19 protein-coding genes are annotated in these 14,679 nt (G+C 67.5%); 12 read left to right on the top strand and 7 right to left on the bottom strand.

Annotated elements, in window-relative coordinates:
- Positions 1 to 17: 17 nt before the first annotated feature.
- The 4 genes from MUG98_RS00325 to MUG98_RS00310 form a co-directional block, all read right to left on the bottom strand.
- Positions 18 to 2,294, bottom strand: a complete 2,277-nt coding sequence (locus tag MUG98_RS00325; protein WP_265110199.1) for a DNA polymerase domain-containing protein — start codon at positions 2,292 to 2,294, stop codon at positions 18 to 20.
- The gene (locus tag MUG98_RS00320) at positions 2,291 to 2,569 is read right to left on the bottom strand and encodes a DUF8156 family protein (RefSeq protein WP_265110198.1); all 279 of its coding nucleotides are present in this window, start codon (positions 2,567 to 2,569) and stop codon (positions 2,291 to 2,293) included. The genes MUG98_RS00325 and MUG98_RS00320 overlap by 4 nt, the downstream gene beginning before the upstream one ends.
- The gene (locus MUG98_RS00315; RefSeq protein ID WP_265110197.1) at positions 2,569 to 3,222 is read right to left on the bottom strand and encodes a P-loop NTPase family protein; all 654 of its coding nucleotides are present in this window, start codon (positions 3,220 to 3,222) and stop codon (positions 2,569 to 2,571) included. Before MUG98_RS00315 ends, MUG98_RS00320 begins: the two co-directional genes overlap by 1 nt.
- Before the next feature lie 161 nt (positions 3,223 to 3,383).
- Complete coding sequence (locus MUG98_RS00310) at positions 3,384 to 4,409, bottom strand: Cdc6/Cdc18 family protein (protein WP_265110196.1); 1,026 nt, start codon at positions 4,407 to 4,409, stop codon at positions 3,384 to 3,386.
- 1,449 nt (positions 4,410 to 5,858) lie between these two features.
- On the opposite strand from MUG98_RS00310, the gene MUG98_RS00305 reads away from it, so the two are divergent.
- The 11 genes from MUG98_RS00305 to MUG98_RS00255 all read left to right on the top strand — a co-directional run bounded on the left by MUG98_RS00305 (position 5,859) and on the right by MUG98_RS00255 (position 12,160).
- Entirely contained in the window at positions 5,859 to 6,710 is an 852-nt protein-coding gene (locus tag MUG98_RS00305; protein ID WP_265110195.1) for a GNAT family N-acetyltransferase, read from the top strand.
- A 31-nt stretch (positions 6,711 to 6,741) separates the two neighbouring features.
- Positions 6,742 to 7,128: a DUF7971 family protein gene (locus MUG98_RS00300; RefSeq protein WP_265110194.1), complete on the top strand. Its 387-nt coding sequence runs from the start codon at positions 6,742 to 6,744 to the stop codon at positions 7,126 to 7,128.
- A 165-nt stretch (positions 7,129 to 7,293) separates the two neighbouring features.
- Positions 7,294 to 7,779, top strand: coding sequence for a hypothetical protein (locus MUG98_RS00295; protein WP_265110193.1), 486 nt, complete (start codon positions 7,294 to 7,296; stop codon positions 7,777 to 7,779).
- A gap of 88 nt (positions 7,780 to 7,867) precedes the next feature.
- Positions 7,868 to 8,977 carry a glycosyltransferase gene (locus MUG98_RS00290; protein ID WP_265110192.1) on the top strand — a complete coding sequence of 370 codons (1,110 nt, stop codon included), beginning with the start codon at positions 7,868 to 7,870 and terminating at the stop codon, positions 8,975 to 8,977.
- A 103-nt stretch (positions 8,978 to 9,080) separates the two neighbouring features.
- A complete protein-coding gene (locus MUG98_RS00285; RefSeq protein WP_265110191.1) occupies positions 9,081 to 9,782 on the top strand; it encodes a YqjF family protein in 702 nt (233 codons plus the stop codon).
- A 90-nt stretch (positions 9,783 to 9,872) separates the two neighbouring features.
- Positions 9,873 to 10,223, top strand: a complete 351-nt coding sequence (locus tag MUG98_RS00280) for a hypothetical protein (RefSeq protein WP_265110190.1) — start codon at positions 9,873 to 9,875, stop codon at positions 10,221 to 10,223.
- Positions 10,224 to 10,308: 85 nt separating this feature from the next.
- The gene (locus tag MUG98_RS00275) at positions 10,309 to 10,599 is read left to right on the top strand and encodes a ubiquitin-like small modifier protein 1 (RefSeq protein WP_265110189.1); all 291 of its coding nucleotides are present in this window, start codon (positions 10,309 to 10,311) and stop codon (positions 10,597 to 10,599) included.
- Positions 10,600 to 10,748: 149 nt separating this feature from the next.
- Positions 10,749 to 10,955 carry a hypothetical protein gene (locus MUG98_RS00270; protein ID WP_265110188.1) on the top strand — a complete coding sequence of 69 codons (207 nt, stop codon included), beginning with the start codon at positions 10,749 to 10,751 and terminating at the stop codon, positions 10,953 to 10,955.
- 5 nt (positions 10,956 to 10,960) lie between these two features.
- On the top strand, positions 10,961 to 11,221 hold the full coding sequence (locus MUG98_RS00265) for a MoaD-like domain-containing protein (protein WP_265110187.1): 261 nt from the start codon (positions 10,961 to 10,963) through the stop codon (positions 11,219 to 11,221).
- Positions 11,221 to 11,592 (top strand): DUF8048 family protein, encoded by a 372-nt coding sequence (locus MUG98_RS00260; RefSeq protein ID WP_265110186.1) that lies wholly within the window; start codon positions 11,221 to 11,223, stop codon positions 11,590 to 11,592. Before MUG98_RS00265 ends, MUG98_RS00260 begins: the two co-directional genes overlap by 1 nt.
- 115 nt (positions 11,593 to 11,707) lie before the next feature.
- On the top strand, positions 11,708 to 12,160 hold the full coding sequence (locus MUG98_RS00255) for a pyridoxamine 5'-phosphate oxidase family protein (RefSeq protein WP_265110185.1): 453 nt from the start codon (positions 11,708 to 11,710) through the stop codon (positions 12,158 to 12,160).
- Between the two features lie 38 nt (positions 12,161 to 12,198).
- Here MUG98_RS00255 and MUG98_RS00250 read toward each other — a convergent pair whose 3' ends face one another.
- The gene (locus MUG98_RS00250; protein WP_265110184.1) at positions 12,199 to 12,348 is read right to left on the bottom strand and encodes a DUF7560 family zinc ribbon protein; all 150 of its coding nucleotides are present in this window, start codon (positions 12,346 to 12,348) and stop codon (positions 12,199 to 12,201) included.
- A gap of 119 nt (positions 12,349 to 12,467) precedes the next feature.
- Positions 12,468 to 13,124, bottom strand: coding sequence for a helix-turn-helix domain-containing protein (locus MUG98_RS00245; protein ID WP_265110183.1), 657 nt, complete (start codon positions 13,122 to 13,124; stop codon positions 12,468 to 12,470).
- Between the two features lie 315 nt (positions 13,125 to 13,439).
- Between MUG98_RS00245 and MUG98_RS00240 the strand changes: the two genes are divergently transcribed.
- Positions 13,440 to 13,823: a winged helix-turn-helix domain-containing protein gene (locus MUG98_RS00240; RefSeq protein WP_265110182.1), complete on the top strand. Its 384-nt coding sequence runs from the start codon at positions 13,440 to 13,442 to the stop codon at positions 13,821 to 13,823.
- A gap of 168 nt (positions 13,824 to 13,991) precedes the next feature.
- Here MUG98_RS00240 and MUG98_RS00235 read toward each other — a convergent pair whose 3' ends face one another.
- A complete protein-coding gene (locus tag MUG98_RS00235; protein ID WP_265110181.1) occupies positions 13,992 to 14,624 on the bottom strand; it encodes a metal-dependent hydrolase in 633 nt (210 codons plus the stop codon).
- Positions 14,625 to 14,679 lie beyond the last annotated feature (55 nt).

The raw sequence follows: 14,679 nt of genomic DNA, 5'->3' as shown, positions 1-14,679 counted from the left end.
GTTCGGGTCCGCGATCACTACGCGAAACTCGACAGTCGTACCGGCGTCCCGTCTCGCAGGTAGTCCCGGATCCGGGCCCGATCCCAGCCCAGCGGCGAGACGACGCTCTCGCAGGCTCGCACCAGGGCGGCGGCGTAGTAGCCCGGATCGTACGTCGATGGGTCCTCGAACGGCAGGCGAACCCGCTCGGGACCGCGCGCGTCGTCGTCGACGACGACGTACCGGACCGACTGGCCGGGCCGCCGATCGATCCCGTGGCGATCGTACCGCCGCAGTGCCGCGACGGTGTGGGTCCGCTGACGGTACGCCTCGAGAGACTTCGAGACGCGGTTCGTGATCTCGAGGGCGGTCGGATCGACCGCACCGCGCCGGAGTTCGCCGAGCCGTCGGTCGAGCACGTCACAGACGGCCTCGGGATCGCGCTCCCGATCGAGCGTCTCGACGAAGGCTCGCTGACTCGCCGCGACGAACTCGGGCGTGCTGCGCTGGCGGAGTTCGATGCCGCGGAACCGATAGTCGCCGCCCTCGCGCTTGCCGAAGTACCTCGTGAGCGCACCCGCGGGGCCGGACGCGACGCCGCCCCGGGGACCCGCACTCGGTCCCGCCCCGTCCGTGGTACCGGTACCCGGTCGAGTCCCGTTCGCACTGCCGGCGATCGAGTCGCGCAGCGGAACGAAACAGACCCACTCGTAGCGGCCGTCGTGCTCGAGCGGGATCCCCACCGCCTCGGAGACCGCGGCGACGACCGACTCGATCGGCTCCGGGTCGTCGAACCGTGGCGTCACCCAGAGGCTGTCGACGATGCCGTGGACGATCTGCCAGCCGGCTTGCTCGAGACGCGCCTTCGCCGTGAGGGCGATCTCGCGCGCGTAGGCGTTGATAGCCTCGTGGCACTCGATCCGACCGTACTTGGCGTTGCGATACCCCTGGTAGCCGAAGCAGGAGACGAGCACCCACTTGATCGCGCCCGACTCCGCGCGGAGCCGATCGGCCGCCGCCTCCGGCGGGTCCTCGCGCAACTCCCGCTTGATCGCCGCCCGATCGTCGAGCAGCGGGTCGAGCACTGCGGGAAGGAAGCCGTCCTGCTCGCAGATCTCGTACCCCAGTTCCGGGACCGCGTGCGAGTCGATCGCGCCCTCGCAGCGACAGCCGACCGTCTCCGGGCTCACGTTGTGCTCGCAGATGATCCGCGGGTACAGCGACGCGAAATCGATCTCGTGGACGGTCTCGTGGAAGCCGACGTCCGGCGAGAACGTGAATCCGCCCCGATCGGCTGCGTGCAGCGTCTCGACGTCGGTGAACCGCTCGGGGTCCCACTTGTTCCAGGGTGCGAGCACGCCCCGCTCGGTGCGCGCCAGCCGGATCTGGCGGGACGTCAGCAGTGTGCCGATGCTGCCCCACGCGGCTTCCTGCAGCGGTCGGCCCGTCCGTCCGATCATGTAGCGGATCCCCTCGAGCCCCGACTGGTGCCAGAGGAAACTGTTCGACGCGTCGACGATCGCTCGGCCCGGAACCCGGTACCGCGCCGGCGAGTGACCCACCTGTCCGTAGCTCTCGTAGGTGTTCTCGCTCGCGAGTCGGGTCACGCCGGGGAGCCGGCCCAGCCGAAACCCGTCGAGACCCAGTTCCGACGCCCGCTCGTCGAGGAGCGGAATCAGGTCGGCGTGGCTCACCACGAGCACGTCCGGATCCCGGCGATCGAGACGATTCGCGAGCGCGCGGAGCACGTGTTCCGGGTCGGCGTTCACGCCCGCGTCGGCGCCGGAGTCGCCGGAGTCGCCGGTGCCGCCGGCGGCGATCGGCTCGCCGTCGACGTCCAGCGCGGAGACGACGCCGTCGGCCAACGCGGGCTCGGGGAGCGCGAGTCGCACCGTTCGCAGGTCGCGGCCGGGTGCCGGATCGAGCCCCCGATCGAGACAGTAGCGAAAGCCGGGCGCGAGATCGACGTCGTACAGGCGAAACGTGCCGGGCGCGTGGGTTTCGCGCTCGTAGACGCCGCGGATCTCCCGGGCGAGCGTCCGCACCTCGCCGACGCGATCGAGGGCGACGCGCAGCACCTCGGACCGATCGTCGACGTGCGCCTCGTGGAGGTCGGTCGCCCACCGCTCGAAATCCGTCGCGACGACCTTCGGATCCGAGCCGAGCCGGTCCCGCAGGTCCGCGAGCGCGTCGTTCGGGCCGCCGACGAACAGCGACGGGGCGTAGTCCTCGACGATCGCGGGCCTGGCACCGGTCTCGGTGAGTTGCCACTGCCGGACGATGCCGTCCTCGAACTCGAACGTGTACGGGCTCATTCGTCCGGGACAGGGAGTTCGCTTTCCGGATGCGTCTCGAGTTCCGCCCGGAGCCGTCGCAGTTCGATCTCGTGGGCGAGCAAGACCGACAGCAGCACGGCCCGCTCGGGTTCTCGCGGGTTCGCGTAGCCCGCCGCGTCGGCGATCGATCGCGCCCGATCGAAGAGCCGATCGAAGTCCGACTGGTACTCCCGGCGCAGCGCCCGCCGCATCGGCTCCCAGTCGGACTCGATCCGCCGGACGGCGTCGCGGTAGGTGGAGTTCGTCCGGCCCATCAGCCGGTCACCTCCAGCAGCCCCCGATCGTGGGCGGCGACGGGATCGATCGCGTCGACGGCGCCGCAGAGATCGACCCAGTAGGGGATCGTCGTCTGCCAGTAGTCCCCGTGCCAGTACCCCTCGGTCACCCGGTCACCGTCCGCGGACTCGAGGCGAACGCCCTCGCGGGTGCGGACGCACTCGATCGTCGTCTCGGCGACCTCGGCGATCCGGTTCCCGTCGGCGTCGGTCGCGCTCGTGACGAGGACGGGACAGTCGAGCACCCGCCCCAGTTCGGACAGCGTCTCCAGGCTCGCGGCCAGCAGGTCCTCGCGTTCCCACTCGGCCACGTCGTCGTCCCGGTAGAGGGCGGCGACGTTCGGCGCGACGAGCAGGTCGGTGTCGGGACTCGCCCGCCGCGTGACGGTCCGGACCAGCGAGTGGTGCTGGTAGGCGGTGAACGCTCGCGCGATCTTCAGGTCGTCGAGGACGCGCGGCCGGGAGACGCAGTCGTACAGTGCGTGCGTCGCGGCCGTATTTCGCGCGTCGATCCAGTAGGCCGGGCCGTCGGCGTTGGCCAGCCGGCCGCACGCCAGCCGGTGTACGATCGTCGATCGGGGCGACTCCGTCCGCAGGAGCGTCAACCCTGGGTCGAGTTCGAACTGATGCATACGCGAACGGTCGCGCGGACGGTCCATAAGCGTCGGACGGCCGCTTCCGAACCTTCCGACATTCCGATACTCGTCGGAAACCGACGTGAGCGGCTGTCCGGCGGTCGTAGGTCGATTCGCTGATCGAGGTCGGCATTTCCGAAAAGAGCCGATCGCCGCCCCTAGTCCGAGTCGCGGTCGACCTCGTCCTCGACGAGCCGGTAGGTTCGGCCGCGACGTTCGCCGACGGCCTCGATCAGGTCGTAGTGGACCATCTTCGTCAGGTAGTTCCGTAGCGTCCGTTTCGTCTTCGGGTCCGCGACCCGCCGCTCGTACTCGGCGTAGAGGTCACCGGGTTCGATCTCGCCTTCCTCGGCGATCACGTCGTAGAGGACGCGCTGGTGTTCGATCAGTCCCTCCACGGTCTTGCGGCGAATGGCCGTCCGGGCGTCCGGAATCGCCGCTTCGAGCACCTCGTCCGTGATCGACTCGCACCCGTCTCGCTCCGCGCGGCGGGCGGCCGACCGGAGGATACCGATGCCGACGCGAGCGTCGCCGGACGCCGCCTCGGCGATCGTCCGCAACTGATCGTCGGAAATCGCGTCCGGTTCGAGCCCCTGATTCGCCCGTTCCGCGAGGATCGCGACGAGTTCGTCGGTGCCGTAGCGGTCGAACTGTACCCGGGTCCCGGCCCGCAGCCGCGACCGGACTCGATCGTCGAAGCTCGCGAACAGTTCCTCCTCGCGGTTGGCGATCAACACGAGCGAGACGTGCCGGAGCCGGTGGAGGTCGTAGAGCGCGGCCGTTTCCTCTAGCTGGTCGACCTCGTCCAGGATCGCGACGATCGGCCGGTCGGTCGCCTCGTCCAGCCGTCCGAACAGTTCGTCCTTCGGCGTCGATCGGTGGACGTCGACCGCCCGGCCGATCGAGTCGAGCAGGCTGTAGAGCACGCGAAACCGGGTGTACTCCTGCCAGCAGTTGACGTAGGCGACCGCGACCGACGGCTCCTGTTCGCGCAACTGGGAGAGCGCGTACCGGGCGATGCAGGTCTTGCCGACGCCCGTCGGCCCGAACAGGAACGCCGGATCCGGGCGTCGATCGTACAGCAGCGGCTCCAGGGTCTCCGAGAGGAGGTTCACCTCGTCGTGGCGGTGGACCACCTCGCTGGGGACGAAGTCCTCGCGCAGCACGCGGCCGTCGACGATCACGGGTATCCTGTTTTGGCTGGATCCCCTTAAGCCACGGCGGGCCGCTTCCGAAAGTTCCGAAAGTCAGTCCAGGTGCCGCGTACGTGACGCGGGCTGTGCGTACGACGGTGCCGGCCGTCGATCGGTGGTCCGAACGGCCACTCTCGGCAAGCCGGTTCAGTACTGGGTTGGCAGCCCCCAATTCTATATCGCAATATGTGATTTACTGTTTGGGTACTGGTCGGTCTGGAAGGAAACGGCGTCCTCGCCGATGCTCGCGGCAGTTGGCGAGATCCAGCGACACCGCTCGGCCGTCCGACGGCGGGGAGCCTGCGACCGAGACAGGCCCGGAGCGTCGACTGCCGACCCCGACGCCGACCGATCGGCAGTGGTCGTGCTGACCGATAGACGGGACCGAGCGACAGCGCAGGCGGACCCGGATGCCAACACCCGATCGGTCGGCCACCCGCTGGGCGATCGGAGCCGAATCGATCCTCGAACCGAGCCACCCGTAGCCGAATCGAGTGCACGTCGCCGCGCGCGATCGATCAAGAGCGCGATCGGTCGAGGATGGAGCGGTGCGCGTGGGGTCGTCTTCTGGCGCCCCCCGTATCGTGAGCGAGCCAGTGGAACCGTGATATCTGTCGTCCGAGAGCCGAACCCGGCACCCGTCGTAACGATCGGCCGGTCGTTGACTGGGGATCGGAGGCCACGAACCCCTGGTTCTAGCCGTCGAAAACCGGTTCCACGCGTCAGGTAGGGCTCGTGTTCGGGACCCGATCGTCACGGGGCCAGAGAGGTGGCCCGATCGAACGGAGACGAGGGACATCGAACGCAGGTGCACCGGAGTCCCGCGACGGCGCAATCGAATCCGTCCCGCAGTCCTCGGATGCGATCGACCGGCCTGCGATCGTCTCTGTCGTAGCGAACCGCCAACAGGTCGGGATCCGGTGAGTCCGAGCCGACGAGATGGCGGGGCGAATCGATGGAAAAGCGAGCTGACCGAAACGGCCGGCCGTTCACGGGCCCCAGGTGTTCGGGCTGCCAGCGATGCGGTCCGGGAACCGATCGGTTGGCACACCAGTGCGAGGATCCGGGGCGTGTCGATCGCCTCGAACCGGCGTGCGTGATCGGCCACGGCGACGGCTACCGAGACCACTCGGTACGGCCCGGACGACCGGTGTCCGGGCGGCGAATCCGGGAGGAAACGGTGCAGACAGCCGAGAGCGTCGGATGGTGAAGTCCATACTGCTATATCAAATCCCCTCGTTCGGGGCCGGAATCGGGAGGACGCCGACTCGACCCGACGGCGCGACAGGCCCAACGAGGTATTAGCGGGACGTGACGGCCACGACGGCGGGCCGAAACGGTTCCGGGGCCGCCGGCAATGACGCGATTCGCGGCCGCGCGCGATCGACGAGCGCCGATAGGGGAAGCATAATAATGGGGAGCGTCGGTGCCGATGGCCGTATGAGCGTCTACTCCACGTTGTCGTTCGACGAGCCGATACAGCGGACGATCTACGAGTACGTCGAACGACACGGTGCCGTCACGGCCGACGAACTGGCCCGATCGATCCGTGTCGATACGGGTCCCAGCCACTCCAAACCCGCTCGATCGGCCACCTACACCGACGAGAAGCCGCTCTCCCCGGAGGAACTCGGATCGTGTCTCGAGGTCCTGAAAGAACAGGGCTACCTGACCGAAACGAACGGCAAACTCCGGATCGCCGTCGCGGGGAGTCCGACCGCACTCGACCTCGGGGACGGGACCGTCACGATTCGCCCGGCACGCGAGGAGGACCGCCCTGGCGTGGTCGAGACGATGCGGACGGTGGCAGACGACGGGACGTACATCGTCGCCGAAAACGTCGCGGCGCAACTCGAGCGCGAGTCGGCGCTGATCCGGGCGAACGACGAACGATCGCGGATGTTCTTCGTCGCCGCGTTCGAACCGGCGGCGGACGACGAGGACGGGTCCGACGCCGAAACGGGGGCGGAAGCGACCGATGCGGAGGAGATCGTCGGCTGGCTCCACGTCGACGCCCCCGAACTCCCGTCGCTGCGACACACCGCCGAGGTGACGGTCGGCGTGCGGCCCGACTTCCGGCGGAACGAGATCGGATCGACGCTGCTCGAGGACGGCATCGAGTGGGCCGCCGACGCCGGCTACCGGAAGATCTATCAGAGCGTCCCCGCGACCAACGAGGAGGCGATCGCGTTCCTCGAGGCCAACGGCTGGAACCGCGAGGGCACGCGCGAAGAACAGTATCTGATCGACGACGAGTTCGTCGACGAGGTCCTGCTGGCGACGTGGCCGTAGTTACTTGCGGGTGGCCCGTCTACACCGCCGCATGGACGAGCTATCGCTCGGTGTACCACAGCCATTGCTCGATCGACTGCCCGACGACGACGATGCCGCCGCCGCGGACATGCAGGAGGCGGTTACGGGCTGGGAGCAGCGCCTGAACGAGGCGATCGAGGGGGCCGAGGACGACCGCGAGGCGGCCGCGATCGTTCTCGACGCGATCGATCGGTTCGAGGCCCGTCACGAGACCTACGACGACCTCGTGCCGGAACTGCGCGCGTGGGGCCAGTCCCCGATCTACGCGATCGCGTGGCGGACGCTGTACGCCGACGTGATCGCCCAGCTCTACGAGCACGAGGATCTTGCGGAGCACCTCGAGCGGGAACGAAACCAGCGCATCGTCGAGGACGGGATCCGGTTGCAGGACCTGTGACGATCGGGGCGCGGGCCGCCGACTGACCGACGTCGGCAGTGGGTCAGTTCCCCGGAGACGGGACAGACGCGGACCGATCGGCGGGCCGATCGCGACCGGGGTGACCGGGGTCGTGTGCGACCGGAACCCACAACGGTTTTGCTCTCGTCCGCGGTACCCCCTACTGTGGCGACGAGGAACGATCGATCCGACGACGACCGCTCGAGCGCGATCGACCTGACGACGCGCGTCCGCCGTCGTGTTCTCCCGACCCTCCACCGCATCAAGGAACCGCTCGGTGGGTTCGCACAGTGCGTTCAACATCCCGACGAGTACGTCGGCACCGTCCAGTCCGGACTCCGTGAGTTCCGGACGGACCTCGATGAGATGGCGTTCGAACCGGAACCGATCGCGTCGCTGAAGGTTCATCGAGACGGCCGCCTCTCGGCCGGAAGCTGGGTCCGGCGGAAACGGCCGCTCGCGACGTGGCAACTCCACGTCGCGCTGTTCGAGAACGGAGCCGACGCGACCGACGTGTTCGCCCACCGCGAGTACTCGTGGCTCCGGCATCCGCTCAAACACTACCGGGGCGACGGCTGGGACACGACCAGCGGAGTCGAGCGAATGCGATCGCTGCTATCGAGCCACGACGTGACGTTCCGGATCGACTGACCGGCAGTTTTCACCGGGCTCACCCGACCCCGCGGCGGACGTGTCGGTTCCGGAACTGGTTTGTTCGAGGCCGTTGGATCGTCGATCGATGGCCAGAACGGCGTCCGTCACCGCGTTTACGGACCTCTACCTGCCGACGATCAACGGCGTCTCGTACACGGTGTCGCTCTGGCGCGAGCGCTGGCCCCGGTGTCGGGATTCGATGACCGTCGTCTTCCCGCAGATGGACGGCTACGTGCCCGGAGAGGGGGAGTACGCGATTCCGAGCGTTCGCGCACCGCTGTACTCCCGGTACCGACTCGGACTCCCGACAGTTCCCGACGAAGTGCCCGCGTCCGACGTCGTCCACCTTCACACGCCGTTTACCGTCGGCATCGCCGGGCTCCGGTTCGCCCGCGAACACGACGTTCCCGTCGTCGCCTCCTACCACACCCTGCTCGACGACCGCGCCGACCAGCACGTTCCCGACCGGTTAGTCGGTGGGTTCCAGCGGGTCTGCCGGGCGTACGAACGATCGTTCTTCGAACGCGTCGACCACGTCGTCACCCCGACGTCGTTCGCCCGACGCCACCTGCAACACCACATCGGGGTGGACGGCGACGTGAGCGTCGTTTCGAACGGCATCGACACCGAGTTCTTCCGGCCGGTCGATGCGACGGCGTTCCGGGACCGGTACGACTTGCCCGAGGGACCGCTGCTGGGGTATAGCGGTCGGCACAGCCCCGAGAAGAACCTGGAGGAAGCGATCGACGCGATCGAAGGGACCGGTCACACGCTCGTCCTGGCCGGGGACGGCCCCGCCCGCGAGGACCTCGAAGCGTACGCCGCGGACGTCGACGCCGACGTCCGATTCCTCGGCTTTCTCGATCGCGAGGACCTGCCCGCGTTGTACTCGGCTCTCGACGTCTTCGTCTTCCCGAGTCCGGTGGAGACCCAGGGTCTGGTCGCGCTCGAGGCGACCGCCTGCGGAACGCCGGTCGTCGCCGTCGACGCGGGCGCGCTCACCGACAGCGTCATCGCGGGCGAGACCGGCTATCGGTACGAACCCGGCGATCTCGAGGGCTTCCGCTGGGCGATCCACCGGACGCTCGCGGAGAACGATCGGCTCTCGGATCTCTGTCGCCGGCGGCGGGCGATGCTCTCGGTCGAACACTCGCTCGAGCAACTGGCGACGGTCTACGACGCGCTGCACTCGTGAGACGGAGCGAGGGGTGTGTCTCGCCGGCCGGGTCCGCCGACCGTGCGGGACGAGCGCGCAGCGAGAGGAAACAAGTTTTCACGCTTGCCGACATGTCGTCACTATGGTCCTCCCGCTGGAGATGGGATGGCGACACCTGCTGTTCGAGAACTGGCCCGTCGACGCGAGCGTGATCGACGCACACCTTCCCGACAGGCTCACCGTCGACGAACACGACGGGAGCGGGTGGCTCTCGGCGGTGCCGTTCACCAACGTGGCCGTTCGACCGCGGGGGTTCCCGGCCGGGGTCGGCATCCCACTGCCCGAACTCAATTTGCGGACGTACGTCACCTGTGACGGCGAACCCGGGGTCTACTTCTTCAGTCTCGATGCACAGGGGCTGGCGAGCGTAACCGGCGCACGCCTGTTCCACCACCTGCCGTACTACTACGCTCGCATCTCGCTCGACTGGGACGACGGGCGAGTACAGTTCTCGAGTCGCCGACGACATCCCGGCGCGCGCCCCGCACACTACGAGGCCGCGTACTGGCCGACCGGCGAACCGTTCTCGGCACCCGAGGAGCCACTGGCACGGTTCCTCGTCGAGCGGTACCGGTTTTACACGGAAGCCTCCGACGGCACCCTCCGATACACCGAGGTCGACCACGACCCGTGGACGCTCTATCCGGCAGCCGCCGACGTCGAGACGAACACCCTGTTGACGGCCAACGGCTTCCGGCGACCGGCTTCGGAGCCGGTCACTTACTACAGTCCGGGCCTGGACGTGGCGGCCTCGCGGAGCCAGCAGTGGGAGGAGCGAGCCTGATCGCGCCCGGCCCCCGGATTCGATCGGAGACACGATACGGCTGCCATCCCAGCCCAAGCGTTCAAATCCCCGGCCTCGTTAGAGGCAGCCATGGAGTTTGCCGTCTCGCGTGACGGGACGACGCTCGTGACGCTGCACGAGGGAACCGACACGACTGCCTGTGACGCCGCCACTGCGGAACTGACCGCGAATCTCGAGTCGCTCGAAGCCGAAGGACGGATCGCCGGCTGGACGATCGAGGACGCCGAGGTGTACGAACACCCGACCGCCCCGTTCGACCCCTACACGATCACGGTCGCGTTTACCGTGACCGTCACCGTCGAGGCCGACGACCCCGAAAGGGCGACGGAAATCGGCGCGAGCGCGATCGACGACGCGCTCGAGAACGCGGGCGTCGACGCCGTTTCGTACACCTCCGCGCCCGCGACGTCGGCGACCTGAGCCGATCGGGGCCGGCCGTGCCGTCCCGATCGGCTGCTCGGCCGTCCGGACCTACGTTTATGTCGTCACGAGCCGAGAATCCGATATGGAGATCGAACTTCGGTTTTTCGCCACCTTTCGCGACGCCGTCGGAACCAAAGAGCACAGTCGGACGGTCGAGGACGACACGACCGTCGGAGACGTCCTCGAGACCCTCGAGGACGAGTACGACGGACTCGACGGGCGACTCCTGTCGGACGACGGGGACGCGGTCCGGCCACAGCTAAGCGTCCTCAAGAACGGGCGCAACGTGGCCCACATGGCAGGCCCGGCGACGGAGCTATCCGACGGAGACGTCGTGTCGGTGTTCCCGCCGGTCGCCGGCGGCACGGCGTAGCCGATCGGTCCCGGGTCCACCGGAACGCTTGTTACCCCTGGCTGACACGAACCCGTATGCTCGAATCCGTGCTCCGCCTCGACGTCGACGGGCTGATCGACGTCCTGTCCGGCCGGAACGAGACCCGATCGAGGATCGAGTGAGCGTGCGTGGTCCTGGGGATCGGCCGTCTCCTGCTCGCGGCCTGGAGTCCCGTCTCCACCGGTAGCCGGGCTGGACTCGCCGTAGCGATCGTCGGGACCGTACTGGAGCTATACGGCCAGTATCCGGATCTCGACGGGCCGACTCCGGAGTCCAGGGGCGGCAGCGAGACGATCGAACGACAGGCGAATTTAACCGGCCAGGTGCCCAACTGACCGGCATGGGAACACGTATCGAGCGCTCCTTTCGCGGCATCTCCGAACGCCTCGCGATCCGGTACCTGACGAACCTGGGCGGCGAGCGCGTCGACGACAGCACGGTCGAGGGCGAGGACTGGTCGGCGTCGATATCCTCCGAATCCGTCGGGATCGGCCCCTCGCTGACGCTGACGGAAGTGACGGTCGTCTTCGAGGGCGAGGCGGAAACGCTGGACCCGCTCGTCGAGGACTTCGCACGGAAAGCGATGCGCGCGGGTGGCTGATGGCGGGCGAACCGATCGAGGGGCAGGTGCTCTTGCTCACGGCCGCGAAGGCGAGCGTGCCGGGGACCCGGCTCCCCGACCTCGTCGACCTCACGCAGGAGCTACTGGCGGCGGAACGCGAGCGGTACCGTCGCGAGTACGAGCGGGTCCACGACGGAGAGACGTTCGAGGCGTTTCTCGTCGATCCCGGTCACTGGGAGGCGATCGGCGACGAACTCGGATTCGAGGACCGCGAACTGTCGGCCGTCCGCCGGGCGCACGAGGAACAGCTGTTACGGGTCGGACGCCGGCTCGATCGGGAACCGGAGTTCGAGACGGCCCTCGAGATTCGCGAACCGATCCTCGTCGGGACCGACGACGAGAGCGAGTAGGGGCCGATATCCGCCGGGACGATCCCGTGGAGCACGGCCAGCGGCCGTGCGGGACCCGTCGGTGACGATGGCAACTCTAAAGATAGTGTTTCTCCTTTGGCAAAGCAACGAGACGATGGCTATCGACAAGGAAGCCGACATGACCGACGCGGAAATCGACGAGTTCCTCGGTCATCGCGAAACTGGAGTGCTATCGCTGGCCCGGGACAACGAGCCGTACGCGATTCCGATCTCCTACGGCTACGACGAGGAAAGCCGAGTCTTCTACATGCGACTTGTGTCGACGCCGGAGAGCGAAAAACGCGAGTTCCTGGCATCGACGCCCCAGAGCCGACTCGTCGTCTACGACGAGGCCGAATCGACCTACCGGAGCGTCATCGCGAAGGGAACCCTCGAGAGCATCGACCCGAACGATCTCACGCCGGGCCAGATCGCCCAGTACGGCGATGCGAAACGGCCGCTGTTCGAAATCTGGGCCGAGGGAAAAGACGCGCTGAGCATCGAACTCTACCGACTCGACCCGGAGACGCTCGACGGACGCCGAACGGAAGTCGATCGGGACGAGTAGCGTACGAACACGGAACTGACGCGCCGGCGCAGCCGAGGTCAGTTCGTCGGCTGTTCGGCGACGAAGTCCGCCGGGGAGACGTTCGCACCACAGACCGGACAGCCGTGAGAGAGAGTCGCCTCACGCATCGACTCGTTGACCTCGATCTCTTGCCCACATTCGGGACACGTAAACTCGTATCTGCTCATGACGGGGTGTGTTGACGAACTGTTGATTGCCTACGTAATAGCTGTGCGTCCACTATATATAGGATTGCGGTTCGGTACTATCGGGTAGTAGTTCCCGAAGCGTTCTTACGGGAGCAGAGTCAGGCGTCGAGGATCGCGTCGAGAAGTTTCGTCTGTGCGGCAGCGAGGTGCTCGGTGAACGTCGTCCCGGAGATTTCGAGTTCGGCCGCGACCTCGCCGGCGTTCGCCCGTTTCGGGTGGTCGAAGTAGCCCATCTCGTGGGCCGTCTCGAGGACTTCCAGCTGGCGGCTGGTCAGCGTGTTTCGATCGACGAACACGAGGTGTTGCTCGGCGTGGTCCTGCTCGGACTGGAGGAGTCGCTGGACGTCGAGGTTCGAGTGACGATCCTGGAGCGCACCGATGATGGCCTGTAGCCCCTCCATGTCCGGAGCGTGAAACGTGAGGTACAGCGCCGATCCCTGCGCGCGGACGTCGACGACGGGACAGTCGAACTGCTCGATCGCCTCGCAGGGACAGCCGCGTTCGAGGTCGCGCTGGTACCGGTAGACCGAGTTCGAACCGTAGGAGAAGATCTCCGCGAGGTCGACGTCGGTGTCGAACTCGTCGGGGGATTCCTCGGCCTCGAGCATGAACTCCTCGGTCATCCGGTCGGGCGAGGTCGGGTCGACGCTCTTCGTCACCGACTGTGCCGTTCCGTCGACCTCCGCAGCCGCTTGCGCGACTACACACCCGTCCGGATCGTCGATCCGGATCTCCGCACGAATTCCCGACGGCATTGTCGGTGCTTCGGAGGCCGCGACCCTAAACCCACCGCCGATCGGTCTCCGTTCAGCCGTCACCGCGCTGGCGATCGGTGTCTCGAGCCCATATCGAGTTCTGCGTCTCCGGGCCCGCATCGTTCTCGACGATTCCCGTCCGGCCGGACCCGTCGTTCGAACGGTGGCCAGTCATCGCTGGCGCGGAGCGCGAGACGCCACTGTGTGAGGTTCACACGCCCGAATTCCGGACCACCATATAAAGCACCCTGTATTTATTGGGACTCAATTGGAGGGGGCCCGGCCGGAAGTAACGGATAGAAACCGATGTCACCGATGAAACGCAGTCCCACGAAGCAGCCAGGGTGGCCAACCGACGACGACCTCGACGCGCAGGCGGTCCTCTCCGCACTGGACGACGACGGCTGCCGTGCGATCCTCGAAGCGACGACCGGCGAGGCCCTGACAGCGACCGAACTCGCCGAGCAGTGTGACATCCCGACCTCGACCGCCTACCGGAAAGTCGAGAAACTGGCCGACGCCGACCTCGTCGAAGAGCGGGTCCGGATCAACACCTCCGGCAAGCACGCCACGGAGTATCACCGGTGCTTCGACGACGTCGTCGTCTCCGTCGGCGATACCGGCGGCGTCGAGATCGAACTGACGCAGCCGGACACCGGCTCCGACTCCGAGTCGATGCCCGCCGTCGCCGGTGACTGATCGACCCGGCGTGCGTTCGGGGACGCGCTCGTCCGCTCCAGCGCCGATCGACGCGGGCAGCGTCGAACCGGCTCCGAACCGGGTCGACATCGAGCGCCCTCCTGCACTGATTCCGCCGGGCTGACGGCTTCTCCTGTGCCCTATTTCGCCCCGATCGGCAGTGCCGGATCAGTCGGCCGCGTGATCGCGCTCGTCGTCGATCGGCACGAACCGCTCCGGGACGGCCGACAGGACGGACGCGGGGGCGCGATCGACCAGCCACTCGCCGACGCTCACCAGCGGTTTTCGAACGAGCGTGTACCCGATCGAGATCGCGAGCAACGCGAGCAGGACCCGCCGGACGCTGCCGTCGAAGACGGTCAGGGCGGGCAGCGCGAGCACGCCGGCGAGTGCGAGATCCGCCGGCGACCCGTCGTAGCCGACCCAGCGACGCGGCGGAAGCCAGCGGCCGTGGTAGTGACTGTAGACCGCCCGCTCCGAGGTTCCCAGCCACGGCTTGCGTTCGAGACCGCCTCCAAAGTGATCCATTACCGAGTGGAGGCCGGCGGCGACCAGACAGACCGCGAGGGCGACGGTCGTCTCGGTCGGAACGAGCACCGCCGCGAGCGCCGTCGGGAGGGCGAGCAGCCAGTAGTAGACGGGGAAGTGCAGCGTCTTCCGGTGGCCCGCGTACAGATCGAAGTCGGGGAAGAGCCCGCCGACGATCGCCGCGACGGCGACCACGACCGCGAACTGCGGCGCGACCAGGGCGACGACGGCCGCGAACACGAGCCCGGCGAAGACGTGGGTGGTGGCCATCACGATACCCGGCATAGGGGTGGAACCGGCATATGCTCGTTGCTCGGGCCGGGTCAGG

Origin of the sequence: Halosolutus halophilus, from assembly GCF_022869805.1 — an archaeon.
GTDB classification, from domain to species: domain Archaea; phylum Halobacteriota; class Halobacteria; order Halobacteriales; family Natrialbaceae; genus Halosolutus; species Halosolutus halophilus.
The sequence above is the reverse complement of the archived record's forward strand: the minus strand, read 5'-3'. Positions and strand labels throughout refer to the sequence as shown.

Bases quoted from the DNA above. Each gene is read 5' to 3' on its own strand.
- MUG98_RS00325 (WP_265110199.1), bottom strand. From the start codon at position 2,294: ATGAGCCCGTACACGTTCGAGTTCGAGGACGGCATCGTCCGGCAGTGG.
- MUG98_RS00320 (WP_265110198.1), bottom strand. From the start codon at position 2,569: ATGGGCCGGACGAACTCCACCTACCGCGACGCCGTCCGGCGGATCGAG.
- MUG98_RS00315 (WP_265110197.1), bottom strand. From the start codon at position 3,222: ATGCATCAGTTCGAACTCGACCCAGGGTTGACGCTCCTGCGGACGGAG.
- MUG98_RS00305 (WP_265110195.1), top strand. From the start codon at position 5,859: ATGAGCGTCTACTCCACGTTGTCGTTCGACGAGCCGATACAGCGGACG.
- MUG98_RS00300 (WP_265110194.1), top strand. From the start codon at position 6,742: ATGGACGAGCTATCGCTCGGTGTACCACAGCCATTGCTCGATCGACTG.
- MUG98_RS00290 (WP_265110192.1), top strand. From the start codon at position 7,868: ATGGCCAGAACGGCGTCCGTCACCGCGTTTACGGACCTCTACCTGCCG.
- MUG98_RS00285 (WP_265110191.1), top strand. From the start codon at position 9,081: ATGGTCCTCCCGCTGGAGATGGGATGGCGACACCTGCTGTTCGAGAAC.
- MUG98_RS00280 (WP_265110190.1), top strand. From the start codon at position 9,873: ATGGAGTTTGCCGTCTCGCGTGACGGGACGACGCTCGTGACGCTGCAC.
- MUG98_RS00275 (WP_265110189.1), top strand. From the start codon at position 10,309: ATGGAGATCGAACTTCGGTTTTTCGCCACCTTTCGCGACGCCGTCGGA.
- MUG98_RS00265 (WP_265110187.1), top strand. From the start codon at position 10,961: ATGGGAACACGTATCGAGCGCTCCTTTCGCGGCATCTCCGAACGCCTC.
- MUG98_RS00260 (WP_265110186.1), top strand. From the start codon at position 11,221: ATGGCGGGCGAACCGATCGAGGGGCAGGTGCTCTTGCTCACGGCCGCG.
- MUG98_RS00255 (WP_265110185.1), top strand. From the start codon at position 11,708: ATGGCTATCGACAAGGAAGCCGACATGACCGACGCGGAAATCGACGAG.
- MUG98_RS00250 (WP_265110184.1), bottom strand. From the start codon at position 12,348: ATGAGCAGATACGAGTTTACGTGTCCCGAATGTGGGCAAGAGATCGAG.
- MUG98_RS00245 (WP_265110183.1), bottom strand. From the start codon at position 13,124: ATGCCGTCGGGAATTCGTGCGGAGATCCGGATCGACGATCCGGACGGG.
- MUG98_RS00240 (WP_265110182.1), top strand. From the start codon at position 13,440: ATGAAACGCAGTCCCACGAAGCAGCCAGGGTGGCCAACCGACGACGAC.